We start from the raw sequence: 13,891 nt of genomic DNA on the forward strand, positions 1-13,891 counted from the left end.
CCTCTACACTGTGCGTGCCGTCGACCCGAAGGTCATGGGCGCGATGCGCATGATGGAGGAGAATGCGACGGAATACCGCTCGATGGAGGCGGGACGCGTTTCCCTACAGATCGCATTCGCTGTTCTCTATATCGGCTTTGCCTTGATCGTTCTGCTCGCGGCTATCTGGACGGCCATCGCCGTTGCCGACCGGATCGTTCGCCCGATCCGCTTGCTGATCACCGCTGCTGACAGCGTGGCCTCCGGCAATATGGACATTGTCGTGCCGGTGCATGCGGTTGACGGCGACGTTGCCAGCCTGTCCCGCACATTCAACAAGATGATCTCGGAAATCCGCACGCAGCGTGATGAGATTCTGGAGGCAAAGGACGAGGTCGACGATCGCCGCCGCTTTATCGAGGCTGTTCTGTCGGGTGTGACCGCGGCGGTGATCGGTGTCGCGAGCGACCGCCGGATCACGATCGTCAATAGCTCCGCCGAGACGCTGATGACGCTGTCTGCGCCCGACATGCTCGGTAAGCAGCTGAATGAAATTGCGCCCGAGGTCGATCAGGTTCTCACGGAGGCAGCGTCGCGCTATCGCGGTGACTTCCGCAAGCAGATTGCGCTTGTACGCGGCGGAACGGTGCGGACGCTCAGCGTGCAGGTTACCCGCGAGGAAGTTCGAGACACGAGAGATTCCTACGTCATAACGCTCGACGACATCACCGATCTCGTGATTGCGCAGCGCTCGACGGCATGGGGCGACGTGGCGAGACGCATTGCCCACGAGATCAAGAATCCCCTGACGCCGATCCAGCTCTCCGCCGAACGCATCCAGCGCCGCTACGGAAAGCAGATCAATCAGGACGACCGCACCGTCTTCGACCAATGCACCGACACGATCATCAGGCAGGTCGGCGATATCGGCCGGATGGTCGATGAGTTCTCCGCGTTTGCGCGCATGCCCAAGCCGACGAAAGAGCCGAGCGACCTTCGCGAGATCCTGCGTGATGCCGTCTTCCTGCGTGAGATGGGCAATGCCCATGTGACCTTCCTTCAGGAATTCGGCGACCAGCCGCTGAAGGGGCTGTTCGACAGCCGCATGCTGGGCCAGGCCTTCGGAAACCTGATCAAGAATTCGGTCGAAGCGATTGACGCCGTGCCGAGCGGAGAACGCGAGGAGCGCAAGGTTCTGGTGCGGGCGTCGCTGGATGAGGGACGGGACCGGTTCACGGTCGACGTCATCGACAATGGCCGCGGCCTGCCGGTGGAGAACAGGCACAGCATCCTGGAGCCGTATATGACCATGCGCGACAAGGGCACCGGGCTCGGGCTCGCGATCGTTAAGAAGATCATTGAAGAGCACGGCGGGCAGCTGGAACTGCACGACGCGCCCGCAGATTTCGACCAGGGAAGGGGAGCCATGATCCGCGTGCATCTGCCGCGCATCGACCAGACCCCGACGACCCCGGCATCAAGTGACAAGGAAAGTGTTTATGGCCTCTGATATTCTCGTCGTCGATGATGAGCACGATATCCGCGAGATCGTCTCCGGCATTCTCTCGGATGAAGGACACGAGACACGGACTGCGCACGATAGCGACAGCGCGCTCGCCGCGATTTCCGATCGCGCGCCGCGGCTGATCTTTCTCGATATCTGGATGCAGGGCAGCAAGCTCGATGGTCTTTCCTTGCTGGACGAGATCAAGGTCCGTCATCCGGATATCCCAGTCGTGATGATTTCGGGCCACGGCAATATCGAGACGGCTGTTTCCGCGATAAAGCGCGGCGCCTTCGATTTCATTGAAAAGCCGTTCAAGGCTGACCGCCTCATCCTGATCGCTGAACGCGCGCTGGAAAACTTGAAGCTGAAGCGCGAAGTGTCCGAGCTGAAGCGCCGGGCCGGCGATGCGGTTGAACTGATCGGTACTTCGGTTGCCGTTTCGCAGCTTCGCCAGACGATCGAGAAAGTCTCGCCGACCAATAGCCGCATTATGATTTCCGGCGCATCCGGCTCCGGCAAGGAGCTGGTGGCGCGCATGATCCATAAGAAGTCGGCGCGCGCCAACGGGCCATTCGTTGCGCTGAACGCTGCGAATATCACGCCTGATCGCATGGAAATCGCGCTTTTCGGCACGGAAGGCTCGCCCGGTCAGGCGCGCAAGGTCGGAGCGCTGGAAGAGGCCCATCGCGGCATCCTTTACCTTGATGAAGTCGGCGAAATGCCGCGCGAGACGCAGAACAAGATCCTGCGGGTGCTCGTTGACCAGCAGTTCGAGCGTGTTGGCGGTTCGAAGCGCGTCAAGGTGGACGTCCGCATCATCTCGTCGACGGCTTACAATCTCGAAAGCCGGATTGCCGAAGGCTGGTTCCGCGAAGATCTCTACCACCGCCTTGCGGTCGTTCCCGTTCGCGTTCCCGCGCTGGCGGAGCGGCGCGAGGACATCCCCTTCCTCGTCGATCAATTGATGCGTCAGATTTCCGAGCAGGCGGGCATTCGTCTGCGTCGTATCGGTGACGATGCGATGGCGGTGCTGCAGGCACATGACTGGCCGGGCAATATCCGCCAGCTGCGCAACAATATCGAGCGTCTGATGATCCTCGCGCGCTCGGATGGTCCGGACGCGCCGATCACTGCCGACATGCTGCCGACGGACCTCGGCGATATGCTGCCGAAGGTCTCCACCAAGAATGATTACCACATCATGACCCTTCCGCTGCGTGAAGCCCGCGAGATGTTCGAAAAGGATTACCTGATCGCGCAGATCAACCGTTTCGGCGGCAACATTTCGCGCACAGCGGAATTCGTCGGCATGGAACGCTCCGCGCTCCACCGCAAGCTGAAATCGCTCGGCGTCTGACTGCTGCCGGCGCGGATATATTGCGCCGGTCCCCTCGTCCATTGCCTCACAATCAGGTTTCCCATGCCGAGAATTTCCTACGTCAATGGTCGCTACGTACCGCACGCCGACGCAGCGGTGCACATCGAAGACCGGGGCTACCAGTTTGCCGACGGCGTCTACGAGGTTTGCGAGATACGCCACGGCTACATCGTCGACATGACCCGCCATCTTGACCGGTTGAACCGCTCGCTTGGCGAGTTGCGCATCGCCTGGCCGATGAGCCGCGAGGCGATGATCCATGTCATTCGCGAAACGGCGCGGCGGAACAAGGTGCGGAACGGCCTGTTCTATATGCAGGTGACGCGCGGCGTCGCCCGCCGTGACCATGTTTTTCCGGCCGAAGGCACCAAGCCCTCATTGGTCATCACAGCCAAGAGCACCGATCCGTCGGTCATTGCAAAGAAGAATGCAAACGGCATCAGGGCAATCACCGTTCCCGAGAATCGCTGGGATCGGGTCGACATCAAGACCGTCGGCCTTCTTTCCAATGCCATGGCCCGGCAGCAGGCGAAGGAAGCCGGCGCTCAGGAGGCGATCTATGTCGATGCCGACGGCTTGGTGACAGAGGGGGCTGCGACCAACGTCTGGATCGTCGATGCGGACGGCACGCTGATCACGCGGCCGGCCGAGCATGGCATCCTGCGCGGCATCACACGCACGACGCTGATGGATGTCGGGGCGAAGCTCGGCCTCCGAATCGCCGAGCGCAACTTTACGGTTGCGGAAATGCTTGCGGCGCGGGAAGTTTTTGTTACGGCCGCCACAAGCATTTGTTTTCCCGTGGTTTCCGTCGACGGAAGCACCATTGCCAACGGCCATCCTGGCACGATCTCGCAGAATATCCGCGAAGCCTTTTTCGACGTTGCGGAAAAGATTGCGATTTGATACCAAGATTTGCTAGGCGGAAGGGATGAGGGTTACCAGCCGCCTTGCAGGAGATGTTGATCAATATTCACCGGCACGATCAAGCCGGCAATAAAGAAAGAAGCGGCGCGATGGCGGAACGTTCTCAGAATCTGCAGGACTTATTTCTCAATACTGTTCGCAAACAAAAGATTTCTCTCACAATTTTTTTGATTAATGGTGTAAAGCTCACGGGCGTTGTCACTTCTTTCGACAATTTCTGCGTTCTACTTCGCCGTGACGGGCATTCGCAACTCGTGTATAAGCATGCGATCTCGACGATCATGCCGGGCCAGCCGATGCAGATGTTCGAGAGCGAAGAAGCAGCGTCCTAACAGGATCAGCCGTCATTTCGACACGTGATACCAAGAATGATTCGATCATCCCGGAGCATCAGAAACTTCGGGATGACATGCGAGCGACCGTCGTCGTTCCTGTACTAAAGCAGGCGCGGGGCAAGGCCGCGCCCCTTGATGGCGCCGCGACCCGCTCGCCGGAGAGCCGCGTCGAGGAAGCGACGGGTCTTGCGGAAGCAATCGATCTTGATGTCGTTAGCGGCTTCATCGTGCCGATCGCCGATCCGCGCCCGGCAACGCTGCTCGGCACCGGCAAGATCGAGGAGATCAAGGCGCAGCTGGATGCGAATGATTCCGGCCTGGTGATCGTCGATCACCCGCTGACGCCGGTACAGCAGCGCAATCTGGAAAAGGAATGGAACGCCAAGGTCATCGACCGGACGGGCCTCATTCTTGAAATCTTCGGCCGGCGCGCCTCCACGAAGGAAGGCACGCTGCAGGTCGATCTTGCGCATCTGAATTATCAAAAGGGCCGTCTGGTCCGCAGCTGGACCCACCTTGAACGCCAGCGCGGCGGCGGCGGTTTCATGGGCGGCCCCGGCGAAACGCAGATCGAAGCCGACCGTCGTCTGCTGCAGGATCGAATTATCAAACTGGAGCGCGAGCTGGAGCAGGTCGTGCGCACACGCCAGCTTCACCGGGCCAAGCGCAAGAAGGTGCCGCATCCGATCGTGGCGCTGGTCGGCTATACCAACGCCGGCAAATCGACGCTCTTCAATCGGATTACGGGGGCAGGGGTTCTGGCGGAAGACATGCTCTTTGCCACGCTCGATCCCACGCTTCGCCGCATGAAGCTGCCGCATGGCCGCACCGTCATCCTGTCCGACACCGTCGGCTTCATCTCTGATCTGCCGACGCATCTTGTCGCCGCTTTCCGCGCGACGCTCGAAGAGGTGCTGGAGGCCGATCTGATCCTCCATGTGCGTGATATGTCGGATGCCGACAATCAGGCGCAGAGCGCGGACGTCCTGCGCATCCTGAACGACCTCGGCATCGACGAGGCCGAGGGCGCCAAACGCATCATCGAAGTCTGGAACAAGATCGATCGCCTGGAACCGGAAACGCACGACGCGATGGTCCAGAGGGCCACGGGCGCAGAGAACGTCGTCGCCGTTTCGGCGATCAGCGGCGAAGGTATCGATGGCCTGATGCAGGAAATCAGCAAACGGCTTTCCGGTGTCATGACCGAGACGACGATCCGGCTGCCGGTGGACAAACTGGCGCTGCTGCCATGGCTCTACGAGCATGCGATCGTTGACGGCCGCGAAGACAATGAAGACGGCACTGTTACGCTGGACCTTCGACTTTCGGAATCCGAGGCCGCGGAGCTGGAAAGGCGGATGGGCCACGGACCCAAGCCGCCGCGTGAGGATTGGGAACGGTAGGCCGCCGTCAGTAGACGAGTGGGACGAGCCTGTATCTGACCCGTTCGCAATAGGCGCCGTATCCAGAAAGATCGGCGGACAGGTACTTCTCTTCGTCCAGCAACCGCGTCACCAGCCCACCTAGCAGGAACGGCACCACGATCAGTCCCCACCATGATCCGAGGCTGAGTGGCGCGCCGAGGAAAATCAACAGGCCGGCCGTGTACATCGGGTGCCGCACGATGCCGTAGAGACCATTCGTTACGACGGTCTGACCCTTCGCGATGCCGATTGTAGCCGAGGCGAAGGAATTCTGCCGAAAGACGAACAGGCAGCCCACAAAACCGAGAGCGGTTAGAAGATTTCCGGCGATGACGAGCACGATCGGCATGGAAGAGCCCGCGAAGCGATGCTGCAATCCGGAAGCCGCATAGAGAGCCAGCATCGCGACGCTGTTGAATGCCTGAATACGCTTCTGCGCCGGCTGCTGCTCCGAAGCTGGCCCGGAGTTCAGCCGCCGTTCGGCAAGCCTGGGGTTGTACTTCGCGAGATATGCGCCGATGGCGCCGGTCCACACCGTGAAGTTTGCGAGGTAGACCCAGGCTTGCCAGTAGTCGAACGTGCCAGAGCAGGCAAATATCAGCGCCGCCAGGAAGATTATGAATAGCGCTGTGCTCCGGGTAAGGCGGGCGCCGAGCCCGGTCGGTCTCTCCTCCATGTCACGCTCCCGATCTCTTTGTTGTCGGCAGCACCGCGGCGGGCGCGACAAGCCTTCGACCGAGCGTGATGAGGTCGATAAGGACCGACGCTAGCCGATTTGCCGCTCGATCGCCTTGGCCGCCTGCCAGATCTCCTCCATCCGCTCCAGCGATGCGGCTTCCAGCATTTCGCCTTCTGCTTCAAGAGTCGTCTCGATGTGATTGAACCTGCGTCGGAATTTCGTATTCGTGCCGCGAAGCGCCTGCTCGGGATCAGCTTTGACATGCCGGCCGATATTGGCGATGGCGAAGATCAAGTCGCCGAGCTCGTCGCTGACCTTCGCCTGATCGCCATCCTTCAGCGCCGCGCGCAGCTCTTGGATTTCCTCCTCGATCTTGTCGAGGATCGGTTCCGGCGCGGACCAGTCGAAGCCCACCGTTGCAGCGCGTTCCTGCAGTTTCAGCGCTTCGGTGAGCGCCGGAAAGCTGCGCTGCACGGAACCGAGAAAACCTGCTTTGAAATCCTCGGAGAGGCCGCGCTTTGCCCGCCGCTCCGCGCGCTCGCGTTTCTCTGCCTGCTTGATGTCGTCCCACTGCTTCTTCACAAGTTCCGGCGTATCGGCATCGGATCGCGCAAAGACATGCGGGTGGCGCCGGATCATCTTGCGGGTGATGGCTTCGACGACGTCACCGAAGGAAAATTCGCCGGCCTCCTCGGCCATGCGCGCGTGGAAGACCACCTGCAGCAGCAGGTCGCCGAGTTCCTCGCAGAGATCGTCCATGTCGTTGCGTTCGATCGCGTCGGAAACCTCGTAGGCTTCCTCGATCGTGTAGGGCTTAATGGTCTCGAAGGTCTGGACGACGTCCCAGGGGCAGCCGGCCTCGGGATCGCGCAGGGCCGCCATGATCTCGATCAGGCGCGAAATGTCTTTGGAAGCTTCCATGATGGCTCAGTTCAGTGGGATCTCGTTGGCGTTTTTCGACGCTTGATAGGTATTCGACAGGGCATCGTAGCGTGCCCTGATGCGGGCAGTCTGTGCCTTGAGGCTTTCTTTTAAGTCAGGCTCTTCGGTTTCGACAAGGTCGGCAATGGCAAAGCTGCTCCAGAAGGCATTCTGCCGCCGGTAGCCGCCTGGCTCAAGGCCGAAGACCTCTTTCAGAATCTTGAGATCGTGCGGGATGGCGAAGCTGTCGCGCGAATCTTCATGGCTGAAGAAGTAATAGAAATTGTCGAAGCCGGCCCAGGTGATTGCCGACATGCACATGGTGCACGGTTCGTGCGTCGACAGGAAGATCAGATCCCTGGTTGGCGGCTTGTCGTTCAGTTCGTAGAATCGCTTCAGCGTATGCACTTCGCCATGCCAGAGAGGGTTCTCGAGCTCGTTGTTGGTTTCCGCCACGACGAGCGAAAGATCGGATTTGCGCAGGATCGCGGCCCCGAAGACCTTGTTGCCCGAGGCGACGCCAAGCTCAGTCATCTGCAGGATATCCTGTTCCATCACGTCGAGCAGGCGCGGCGCGATCGTTTTTGACGGCATGGCTTTCTCCTTCTGCCCAAACTCTATCCCGCCCGGCCTCGAAGAAAAATGCCGAAATGCCAGGTGGACGTTTTTGACCACAAGCTTTATATTGCAGTGCAGCGACAACGGCGTCGCTCGGGCGACTTTTCTCAAATCCGTGGCATGCAGGCAAAAGAATACGCGGTCAGCGTAGGCTTTCGAATTTCTGTTTCTTCAACGTCTTGCCCCTTACGGGCATATTGGCGCAACTTCGAAGTGGAATGATAATGCCTTCCAAGAGCGAACAACTATCGGTGTTTCCCGCCTTCTTCCGTGTGGAAGGTCGCGCAGCAGCCGTTTTCGGTAACGGGGACGAGGCCTTTGCGAAGGTGCGCCTGCTCATGAACACGCAGGCGCGGATCGTTGCCTATGCCGATCGCCCGGAGGCGGATTACCACGCGTTCCTGATTGCAAACCGCATCGAGACCGTCAGGGCTTCGTTCTCGCCGGAGCAGGTCGAAGGTGCCACACTCGTTTTTGCCGCGACTGGCGATACGGCTGCGGACCGCGCCATCGTCGATGCAGCGCGCGCTGCCAGAATTCCCGCCAATGCCGTCGATCAACCCGATTACTGCGATTTCTTCACGCCGGCGCTCGTCAACCGCGCTCCGGTCGCGGTTGCGATCGGCACCGAGGGCGCGGGTCCGGTCCTTGCGCAAATGATTCGTGCGCAGATCGATCAGTTGCTTGCGCCGTCGCTCGGCCGTCTCGCCGAGTTAGCGACAAGCTACCGCAAGACAGTCGAGCAGCTCATTCCGCGCGGCGTCTCGCGCCGGGTCTTCTGGCGCCGGTTCTTCTCCGGCCCTGTCGCCGATGCGGTCGCCAACGGCAATCTGCCGGAAGCGCGCCGTGCTGCCAGCAACCTGCTGCAGGCGACGGGTAAAGTCGAAGGACGCGTCTGGCTCGTCGGCGCCGGTCCGGGCGCCGAAGATCTGCTGACGCTGCGCGCCCAGCGCGTGATGATGGAAGCCGACGTCATCGTTTTCGATGCTCTGGTGCCGCAGACGATCGTCGACATGGGCCGCCGCGACGCCGAGCGTCTTTCCGTCGGCAAGCGCAAGGGCTGCCATTCGAAGTCGCAGGAAGAGATCAACGATCTGCTGGTCCAGCTTGGCCGCGAAGGCAAGCGTGTCGTGCGCCTGAAGTCCGGCGATCCGCTGATCTATGGCCGTGCGGGCGAGGAAATGGCGGCGCTGCGAGCCGCCGGTATTGCCTATGAGGTTGTTCCGGGCATCACGTCGGCATTTGCTGCGGCGGCCGATTTCGAGCTGCCGCTGACCTTGCGCGGTGTTGCATCCTCGCTGGTCTTCACGACCGGCCATGACCTGACTGGCGACGTATTGCCCGATTGGGCAAGCCTTGCCGTGTCCGGTGCAACGATTGCCGTCTATATGGGCCGCACCGTTGCCGCGTCCGTTGCCGAACGGCTGATGACGGCGGGCATTCCGGCTGAGACCACCGTTGCCGTCATCGAAAATGCCAGCCGTCGCGATCGCCGTCTGCTGCATGGCATTCTGCGCGATCTTCCCGACCTGCAGCATCGTGACGAGTTGACGGGCCCCGTCATGGTCATTATCGGCGATGCGGTTGCAGGCGCCAATTTCGAACTGTCCGAACCGCTCGTGCGCCATGCGGCGACGGCGGCGGAATTTGCAAGGAGCTAAAGATGGTCGACAAGGTTCTGACCGCCAACAGGCTGACGGACGGCGTAGCCGTATGGCTGAACGCCGGGGGCGAATGGGTGACATCGCTGCAGGAGGCGCTGGTCGCCCGGCACGCCGAGGCCGAGGCCGCTCTGGAAGAGATCGGCAAGAAATCCTACGCGGACAACAAGGTCGTTGATGTGGCCGTCGTCGAAGTCCAGGAGACCACCGGCGTGCTCTGGCCGCTCCGCCTTCGTGAGCGCATCCGCGCCCAGGGTCCCACCATGGAATATGCGCCGGGTTACAAGCCGGCCGATCCCGAATTCATCGCAGTCTGAGGAAGCCGATGTACCGTTACGACGAATTTGACCACGCCTTTGTCACCGAGCGTGTTGCGCAATTCCGCGATCAGGTTGAGCGCCGTCTTTCCGGTGAGCTCGCCGAGGACGCATTCAAGCCGCTGCGCCTGATGAACGGCGTCTATCTGCAGCTTCATGCCTACATGCTGCGCATCGCCATCCCCTACGGCACACTGAGCTCGCGCCAGCTGCGGATGCTTGCCCACATCGCCCGCACCTATGATCGCGGCTACGGCCATTTCACGACCCGCCAGAACCTGCAGTTCAACTGGCCGAAGCTTTCCGAGATTCCGGATGCCTTGGCCGATCTCGCGACCGTCGAGATGCATGCGCTGCAGACGTCCGGCAACTGCATTCGCAACGTCACTGCCGACCATTTTGCCGGCGCTGCTGCCGACGAGGTCGCCGACCCGCGGCCCTATGCGGAGATCCTGCGCCAGTGGTCGTCGGTGCATCCTGAATTCTCCTACCTGCCGCGCAAGTTCAAGATTGCCGTCACGGGTGCCGAGCGTGACCGCGCCGCGATCCAGGTTCATGACATCGGCCTGCACCTGAAGAAGAACGACAAGGGCGAGCTCGGTTTTGCCGTATATGTCGGCGGTGGCCAAGGCCGTACGCCGATGGTTGCCAAGCTGATCCGCGATTTCCTGCCGGAAGAGGACCTGCTGTCCTACACGACCGCGATCGTGCGCGTTTACAATCTGCACGGCCGCCGCGACAACAAGTACAAGGCTCGCATCAAGATCCTGGTCCACGAAACCGGCGCCGAGGAACTGGCGCGTCAGGTTGAGGCCGAGTTCGCGCAGTTGAAGGATACCGAGCTGAAGCTGCCGGAAACAGACGTTCAGGCGATCGCGGCCTACTTTGCACCGCCCGCGCTTCCCGAACGCGCCGAGGGCTGGGAGAACCTTGCCCGCTGGAAGAAGGCCGACCCCGCTTTCGCCCGTTGGGTGCAGCAGAATGTCGCCCCGCACAAGAACCCCGACTACGGCATGGTGACGATCTCGTTGAAGCCGATCGGCGGCATCCCTGGCGACGCGTCTGATTCCCAGATGGATGCGATTGCCGATCTTGCCGAGGAATATGCCTTCGACGAGATCCGCGTCAGCCACGAACAGAACCTAATCCTGCCGCATGTGGCGCTTGCCGATCTTGAGGCCGTCTATCGCGGCCTGGTCGGCATCGGTCTTGCCGAAGCCAATGCCGGCCTCATCACCGATATCATTGCCTGTCCGGGGCTGGACTATTGCGCGCTCGCCAATGCGCGTTCGATTCCCGTCGCACAGGAAATCTCCAGGCGTTTCGGCTCGCCCGAGCGTCAGGCTGAGATCGGTGAGCTGAAGATCAAGATCTCCGGCTGCATCAATGCTTGCGGGCATCACCACGTCGGCCATATCGGCCTGCTTGGCGTCGAAAAGAAGGGTGCCGAACTTTACCAGATCACGCTTGGCGGTTCCGGTGATGAGCACACCTCGATCGGCGAAATCATCGGCCGCGGTTTCGCGCCGGATCGGGTCACCGACGCGATCGAAACGATCGTCGACACCTATCTCGGGCTCCGCCAGAGCCCATCGGAAACCTTCCTAGCCGCCTATCGCCGCGTCGGACCGCAGCCCTTCAAGGATGCGCTCTATGGTGCGGCTGCGGAAGCGGCTTGAGGAGACGACGATGACGAAGATCTGGAGAGAAACGGGTTTTGTCGCCAACGATCCGTGGGTGATCGAAACGGACGAAGTCAAGGCCACCGGCGACCAGCAGCCGCTGCTTAGCCTCGACGAGCTGATCGCGAAGGCCGAGGCGAGCAATGATGTTGGCCTCGGCGTACTGATCAAGCCGGCCGACGACGTGCGCAGGCTTGAGCCATACCTCTATCGCCTCGAGATCGTTGCGGTCGCGTTCCCGGCGTTCAACGACGGGCGTGCCTTCAGCCACGCCTCGCTGCTCCGCCAGCGGCTGGGCTACACCAATGAGCTGCGCGCCGTGGGCGACATTCTGATCGACCAAATCCCGCTGATGTTGCGCGTCGGCGTCGACAGTTTTGCCGTCACGAACGAGACTGCGCTGAAGCGGCTGGCCGAAAACCGCCTGCCGGGAATTCCGCATCATTATCAGCCGGCTGTGCGTGACGCCGAGGCTGGCAAGGGCTATAGTTGGCGCCGTCAGGCGAAGCCGGCCGCGTGAGGCCGGCTCGCCGTCATCTGATGACGGAAGCGATGCAATGAAACATTTCGAAGTGGCGGTGATCGGCGGCGGTCTCGCCGGGATGGTGGCCGCGGTCGCGCTTGCCCGCGGCGGCCGCAACGTGGCGCTGATTGCCCCGCCTTCACCACAGGAAGACCGGCGCACGACGGCGCTGATGGATCAATCGATCCGCTTCCTCGATCGTCTTGCGCTATGGGACAAGCTGCGGCCCGAGGCAACACCGCTCACCAGCATGCGTATTGTCGACGGTACGAACCGACTGCTGCGCGCGCCGACCACGACCTTCCGGGCGGCTGAAGTAGACCTCAATGCTTTCGGCTATAACCTCTCCAACAGGGCGCTGGGCCGGGTGCTCGAGGCCGCCGCAGCTGCCGAAGGCAATATCACCCGCTTCACCGCCTTTGCCGAAAGCATCGATGTCGGCGAAGACGCCATTTCCATTACACTGGCAGACGCCGAGACCGTTCCGGCTGATTTTGCCGTCGGCGCCGACGGCCGCAACTCGAAGCTCCGCGAGACGGGCGGCATCGGTGTTCGCAATTGGTCCTACCCGCAATCGGCCGTGGTGCTGAATTTCAGCCACGCCCTGCCGCATGAGAATACCTCTACCGAGTTTCACACCGAGCATGGGCCCTTCACGCAAGTGCCGCTGCCGGGTAACCGGTCGAGCCTCGTCTGGGTTCAGGACCCACAGGAAGCCGCCGCGAAGGCGGACTTGCCGCTTGAGGATCTGAGCCGCGCGGTCGAGGAGCGAATGCAGTCGATGCTCGGCAAGGTGAGCGTCGAGGAAGGGGTTCAGGTCTGGCCGCTTTCAGGCATGATGGCGCATCGTTTCGGCAAGCGGCGGATGGCGCTGATCGGCGAAGCCGCGCACGTCTTCCCGCCGATCGGCGCACAAGGCATGAACCTCAGCCTGCGCGACATCATGGCGCTGACGGATATTCTCTGCGACCGGGCCGAACTGCCCGTCCCGGCTGATTCGGGCGACCGGTTCGACCGCAAGCGCCGCGCCGATATCATGAGCCGGACGCTCAGCGTCGATCTCCTCAACCGGTCGCTGCTGTCGGATTTCCTGCCGGTGCAGATGCTGCGCGCCGCCGGTCTCCATTTCCTATCGGCGATCCCTCCGCTTCGCGGCATCGTCATGCGGGAGGGCATCGAGCCCGGCCGCGGCTTCCGCGATATTCCGGCTGCGTTCCGGGAAAAGCTACGCCGGAAGAAAGCCTGACTTGATCGCGATCAGGAACAGCGACACCGTCATGACGGAAAGCGCCGTCGTGATCAGGATCGTCGCGGAGGCGCGCTCTTGCCAGACATGGTATTGCTGGCCGATGACGAAGACATTCGTTGCCGTCGGCAGCGAGGCGAGCAGCATCGCGGCATAGATCCAGACCGGCTCGAACCCGCCGACGAGCGTCAGCGCCGAATAAACCACGAGCGGATGGACGATCAGCTTCGCCGGAACGATGTAGCCGATTTCCGCCGGAACGCGTTTCAGCGGCCTGAGCGCCAGCGTTACACCCATCGCAAAGAGAGCGCAGGGCGCCGCCGCCTGCGCCAGATAGTCGACGAGCTGCCGGAGCGCCGGAGGCTGGTCGAAGTGCAGCACGGCGGCAAGAAATCCGGCAGCAGTCGAAAGAATGAAGGGATGCAGGGAAACCTTCCTGACGATGTCGGCGGCGATCTGCCCGCGTGGACGCTGGTCGTCGCCCGCTGCCGCCATCATCGCCGGGGCGACAATGAAATGCATAGCATTTTCCACGCAGACGATCAGCGCGACCGGGACGGCGGCGCTTTCGCCGAAAGCGAGCAGCGCCAGCCCGGGCCCCATGTAGCCGATATTGCCATACGCTCCGGCGAATGCCTGGATCGTCGACTCATCCATCCGGTTCTTTCTGATCCGGCGGCCGACGATGTAGATG

14 protein-coding genes are annotated in these 13,891 nt (G+C 61.5%); 10 read left to right on the forward strand and 4 right to left on the reverse strand.

Annotation, left to right across the window (positions count from 1 at the left end; genetic code table 11):
* The 5 genes from ACPYOI_RS30780 to hflX all read left to right on the forward strand — a co-directional run.
* Positions 1–1,489, forward strand: a 1,489-nt coding sequence (locus ACPYOI_RS30780; RefSeq protein WP_481423819.1) for a sensor histidine kinase, incomplete at its 5' end; no start/stop codon positions are given.
* A complete protein-coding gene (gene ntrX, locus ACPYOI_RS30785) occupies positions 1,479–2,843 on the forward strand; it encodes a nitrogen assimilation response regulator NtrX (protein ID WP_481415181.1) in 1,365 nt (454 codons plus the stop codon). The genes ACPYOI_RS30780 and ntrX, both read left to right, overlap by 11 nt.
* Before the next feature lie 63 nt (positions 2,844–2,906).
* Complete coding sequence (locus ACPYOI_RS30790) at positions 2,907–3,770, forward strand: D-amino-acid transaminase (protein ID WP_481415182.1); 864 nt, start codon at positions 2,907–2,909, stop codon at positions 3,768–3,770.
* Positions 3,771–3,880: 110 nt separating this feature from the next.
* The gene (hfq, locus tag ACPYOI_RS30795) at positions 3,881–4,123 is read left to right on the forward strand and encodes an RNA chaperone Hfq (protein WP_003539403.1); all 243 of its coding nucleotides are present in this window, start codon (positions 3,881–3,883) and stop codon (positions 4,121–4,123) included.
* 77 nt (positions 4,124–4,200) lie between these two features.
* Positions 4,201–5,529, forward strand: a complete 1,329-nt coding sequence (gene hflX / locus ACPYOI_RS30800) for a GTPase HflX (protein WP_481415183.1) — start codon at positions 4,201–4,203, stop codon at positions 5,527–5,529.
* Positions 5,530–5,536: 7 nt separating this feature from the next.
* On the opposite strand, the gene ACPYOI_RS30805 is transcribed toward hflX, so the two are convergent.
* From ACPYOI_RS30805 to ACPYOI_RS30815, 3 genes are all read right to left on the reverse strand, one after another.
* The gene (locus ACPYOI_RS30805) at positions 5,537–6,226 is read right to left on the reverse strand and encodes a methyltransferase family protein (RefSeq protein ID WP_481415184.1); all 690 of its coding nucleotides are present in this window, start codon (positions 6,224–6,226) and stop codon (positions 5,537–5,539) included.
* A gap of 90 nt (positions 6,227–6,316) precedes the next feature.
* On the reverse strand, positions 6,317–7,150 hold the full coding sequence (gene mazG, locus ACPYOI_RS30810; RefSeq protein WP_481415185.1) for a nucleoside triphosphate pyrophosphohydrolase: 834 nt from the start codon (positions 7,148–7,150) through the stop codon (positions 6,317–6,319).
* 6 nt (positions 7,151–7,156) lie between these two features.
* Positions 7,157–7,744: a deaminase gene (locus tag ACPYOI_RS30815; RefSeq protein ID WP_481415186.1), complete on the reverse strand. Its 588-nt coding sequence runs from the start codon at positions 7,742–7,744 to the stop codon at positions 7,157–7,159.
* A gap of 248 nt (positions 7,745–7,992) precedes the next feature.
* On the opposite strand from ACPYOI_RS30815, the gene cysG reads away from it, so the two are divergent.
* From cysG to ACPYOI_RS30840, 5 genes are read left to right on the forward strand one after another with little or no spacing between them, the layout of a single operon-like run.
* Positions 7,993–9,429, forward strand: a complete 1,437-nt coding sequence (gene cysG / locus ACPYOI_RS30820; RefSeq protein WP_481415187.1) for a siroheme synthase CysG — start codon at positions 7,993–7,995, stop codon at positions 9,427–9,429.
* Between the two features lie 2 nt (positions 9,430–9,431).
* Positions 9,432–9,746 carry a DUF2849 domain-containing protein gene (locus ACPYOI_RS30825; RefSeq protein WP_481415188.1) on the forward strand — a complete coding sequence of 105 codons (315 nt, stop codon included), beginning with the start codon at positions 9,432–9,434 and terminating at the stop codon, positions 9,744–9,746.
* 8 nt (positions 9,747–9,754) lie between these two features.
* Complete coding sequence (locus ACPYOI_RS30830) at positions 9,755–11,425, forward strand: nitrite/sulfite reductase (protein ID WP_481415189.1); 1,671 nt, start codon at positions 9,755–9,757, stop codon at positions 11,423–11,425.
* 10 nt (positions 11,426–11,435) lie between these two features.
* Positions 11,436–11,948: a DUF934 domain-containing protein gene (locus ACPYOI_RS30835; RefSeq protein WP_481415190.1), complete on the forward strand. Its 513-nt coding sequence runs from the start codon at positions 11,436–11,438 to the stop codon at positions 11,946–11,948.
* A gap of 37 nt (positions 11,949–11,985) precedes the next feature.
* Positions 11,986–13,197, forward strand: a complete 1,212-nt coding sequence (locus ACPYOI_RS30840; RefSeq protein WP_481415191.1) for a UbiH/UbiF family hydroxylase — start codon at positions 11,986–11,988, stop codon at positions 13,195–13,197.
* Here the strand turns inward: ACPYOI_RS30840 and ACPYOI_RS30845 are convergent.
* On the reverse strand, positions 13,177–13,891 hold a 715-nt coding region (locus ACPYOI_RS30845), incomplete at its 5' end, for an AEC family transporter (protein WP_481423820.1). The genes ACPYOI_RS30840 and ACPYOI_RS30845 overlap by 21 nt on opposite strands.

It is taken from the genome of Rhizobium sp. SVR5-2C, assembly GCF_056755115.1.

Coding starts and splice junctions, on each gene's coding strand:
- ntrX (WP_481415181.1), top strand. CDS start 1,479: ATGGCCTCTGATATTCTCGTCGTCGATGATGAGCACGATATCCGCGAG.
- ACPYOI_RS30790 (WP_481415182.1), top strand. CDS start 2,907: ATGCCGAGAATTTCCTACGTCAATGGTCGCTACGTACCGCACGCCGAC.
- hfq (WP_003539403.1), top strand. CDS start 3,881: ATGGCGGAACGTTCTCAGAATCTGCAGGACTTATTTCTCAATACTGTT.
- hflX (WP_481415183.1), top strand. CDS start 4,201: ATGCGAGCGACCGTCGTCGTTCCTGTACTAAAGCAGGCGCGGGGCAAG.
- ACPYOI_RS30805 (WP_481415184.1), bottom strand. CDS start 6,226: ATGGAGGAGAGACCGACCGGGCTCGGCGCCCGCCTTACCCGGAGCACA.
- mazG (WP_481415185.1), bottom strand. CDS start 7,150: ATGGAAGCTTCCAAAGACATTTCGCGCCTGATCGAGATCATGGCGGCC.
- ACPYOI_RS30815 (WP_481415186.1), bottom strand. CDS start 7,744: ATGCCGTCAAAAACGATCGCGCCGCGCCTGCTCGACGTGATGGAACAG.
- cysG (WP_481415187.1), top strand. CDS start 7,993: ATGCCTTCCAAGAGCGAACAACTATCGGTGTTTCCCGCCTTCTTCCGT.
- ACPYOI_RS30825 (WP_481415188.1), top strand. CDS start 9,432: ATGGTCGACAAGGTTCTGACCGCCAACAGGCTGACGGACGGCGTAGCC.
- ACPYOI_RS30830 (WP_481415189.1), top strand. CDS start 9,755: ATGTACCGTTACGACGAATTTGACCACGCCTTTGTCACCGAGCGTGTT.
- ACPYOI_RS30835 (WP_481415190.1), top strand. CDS start 11,436: ATGACGAAGATCTGGAGAGAAACGGGTTTTGTCGCCAACGATCCGTGG.
- ACPYOI_RS30840 (WP_481415191.1), top strand. CDS start 11,986: ATGAAACATTTCGAAGTGGCGGTGATCGGCGGCGGTCTCGCCGGGATG.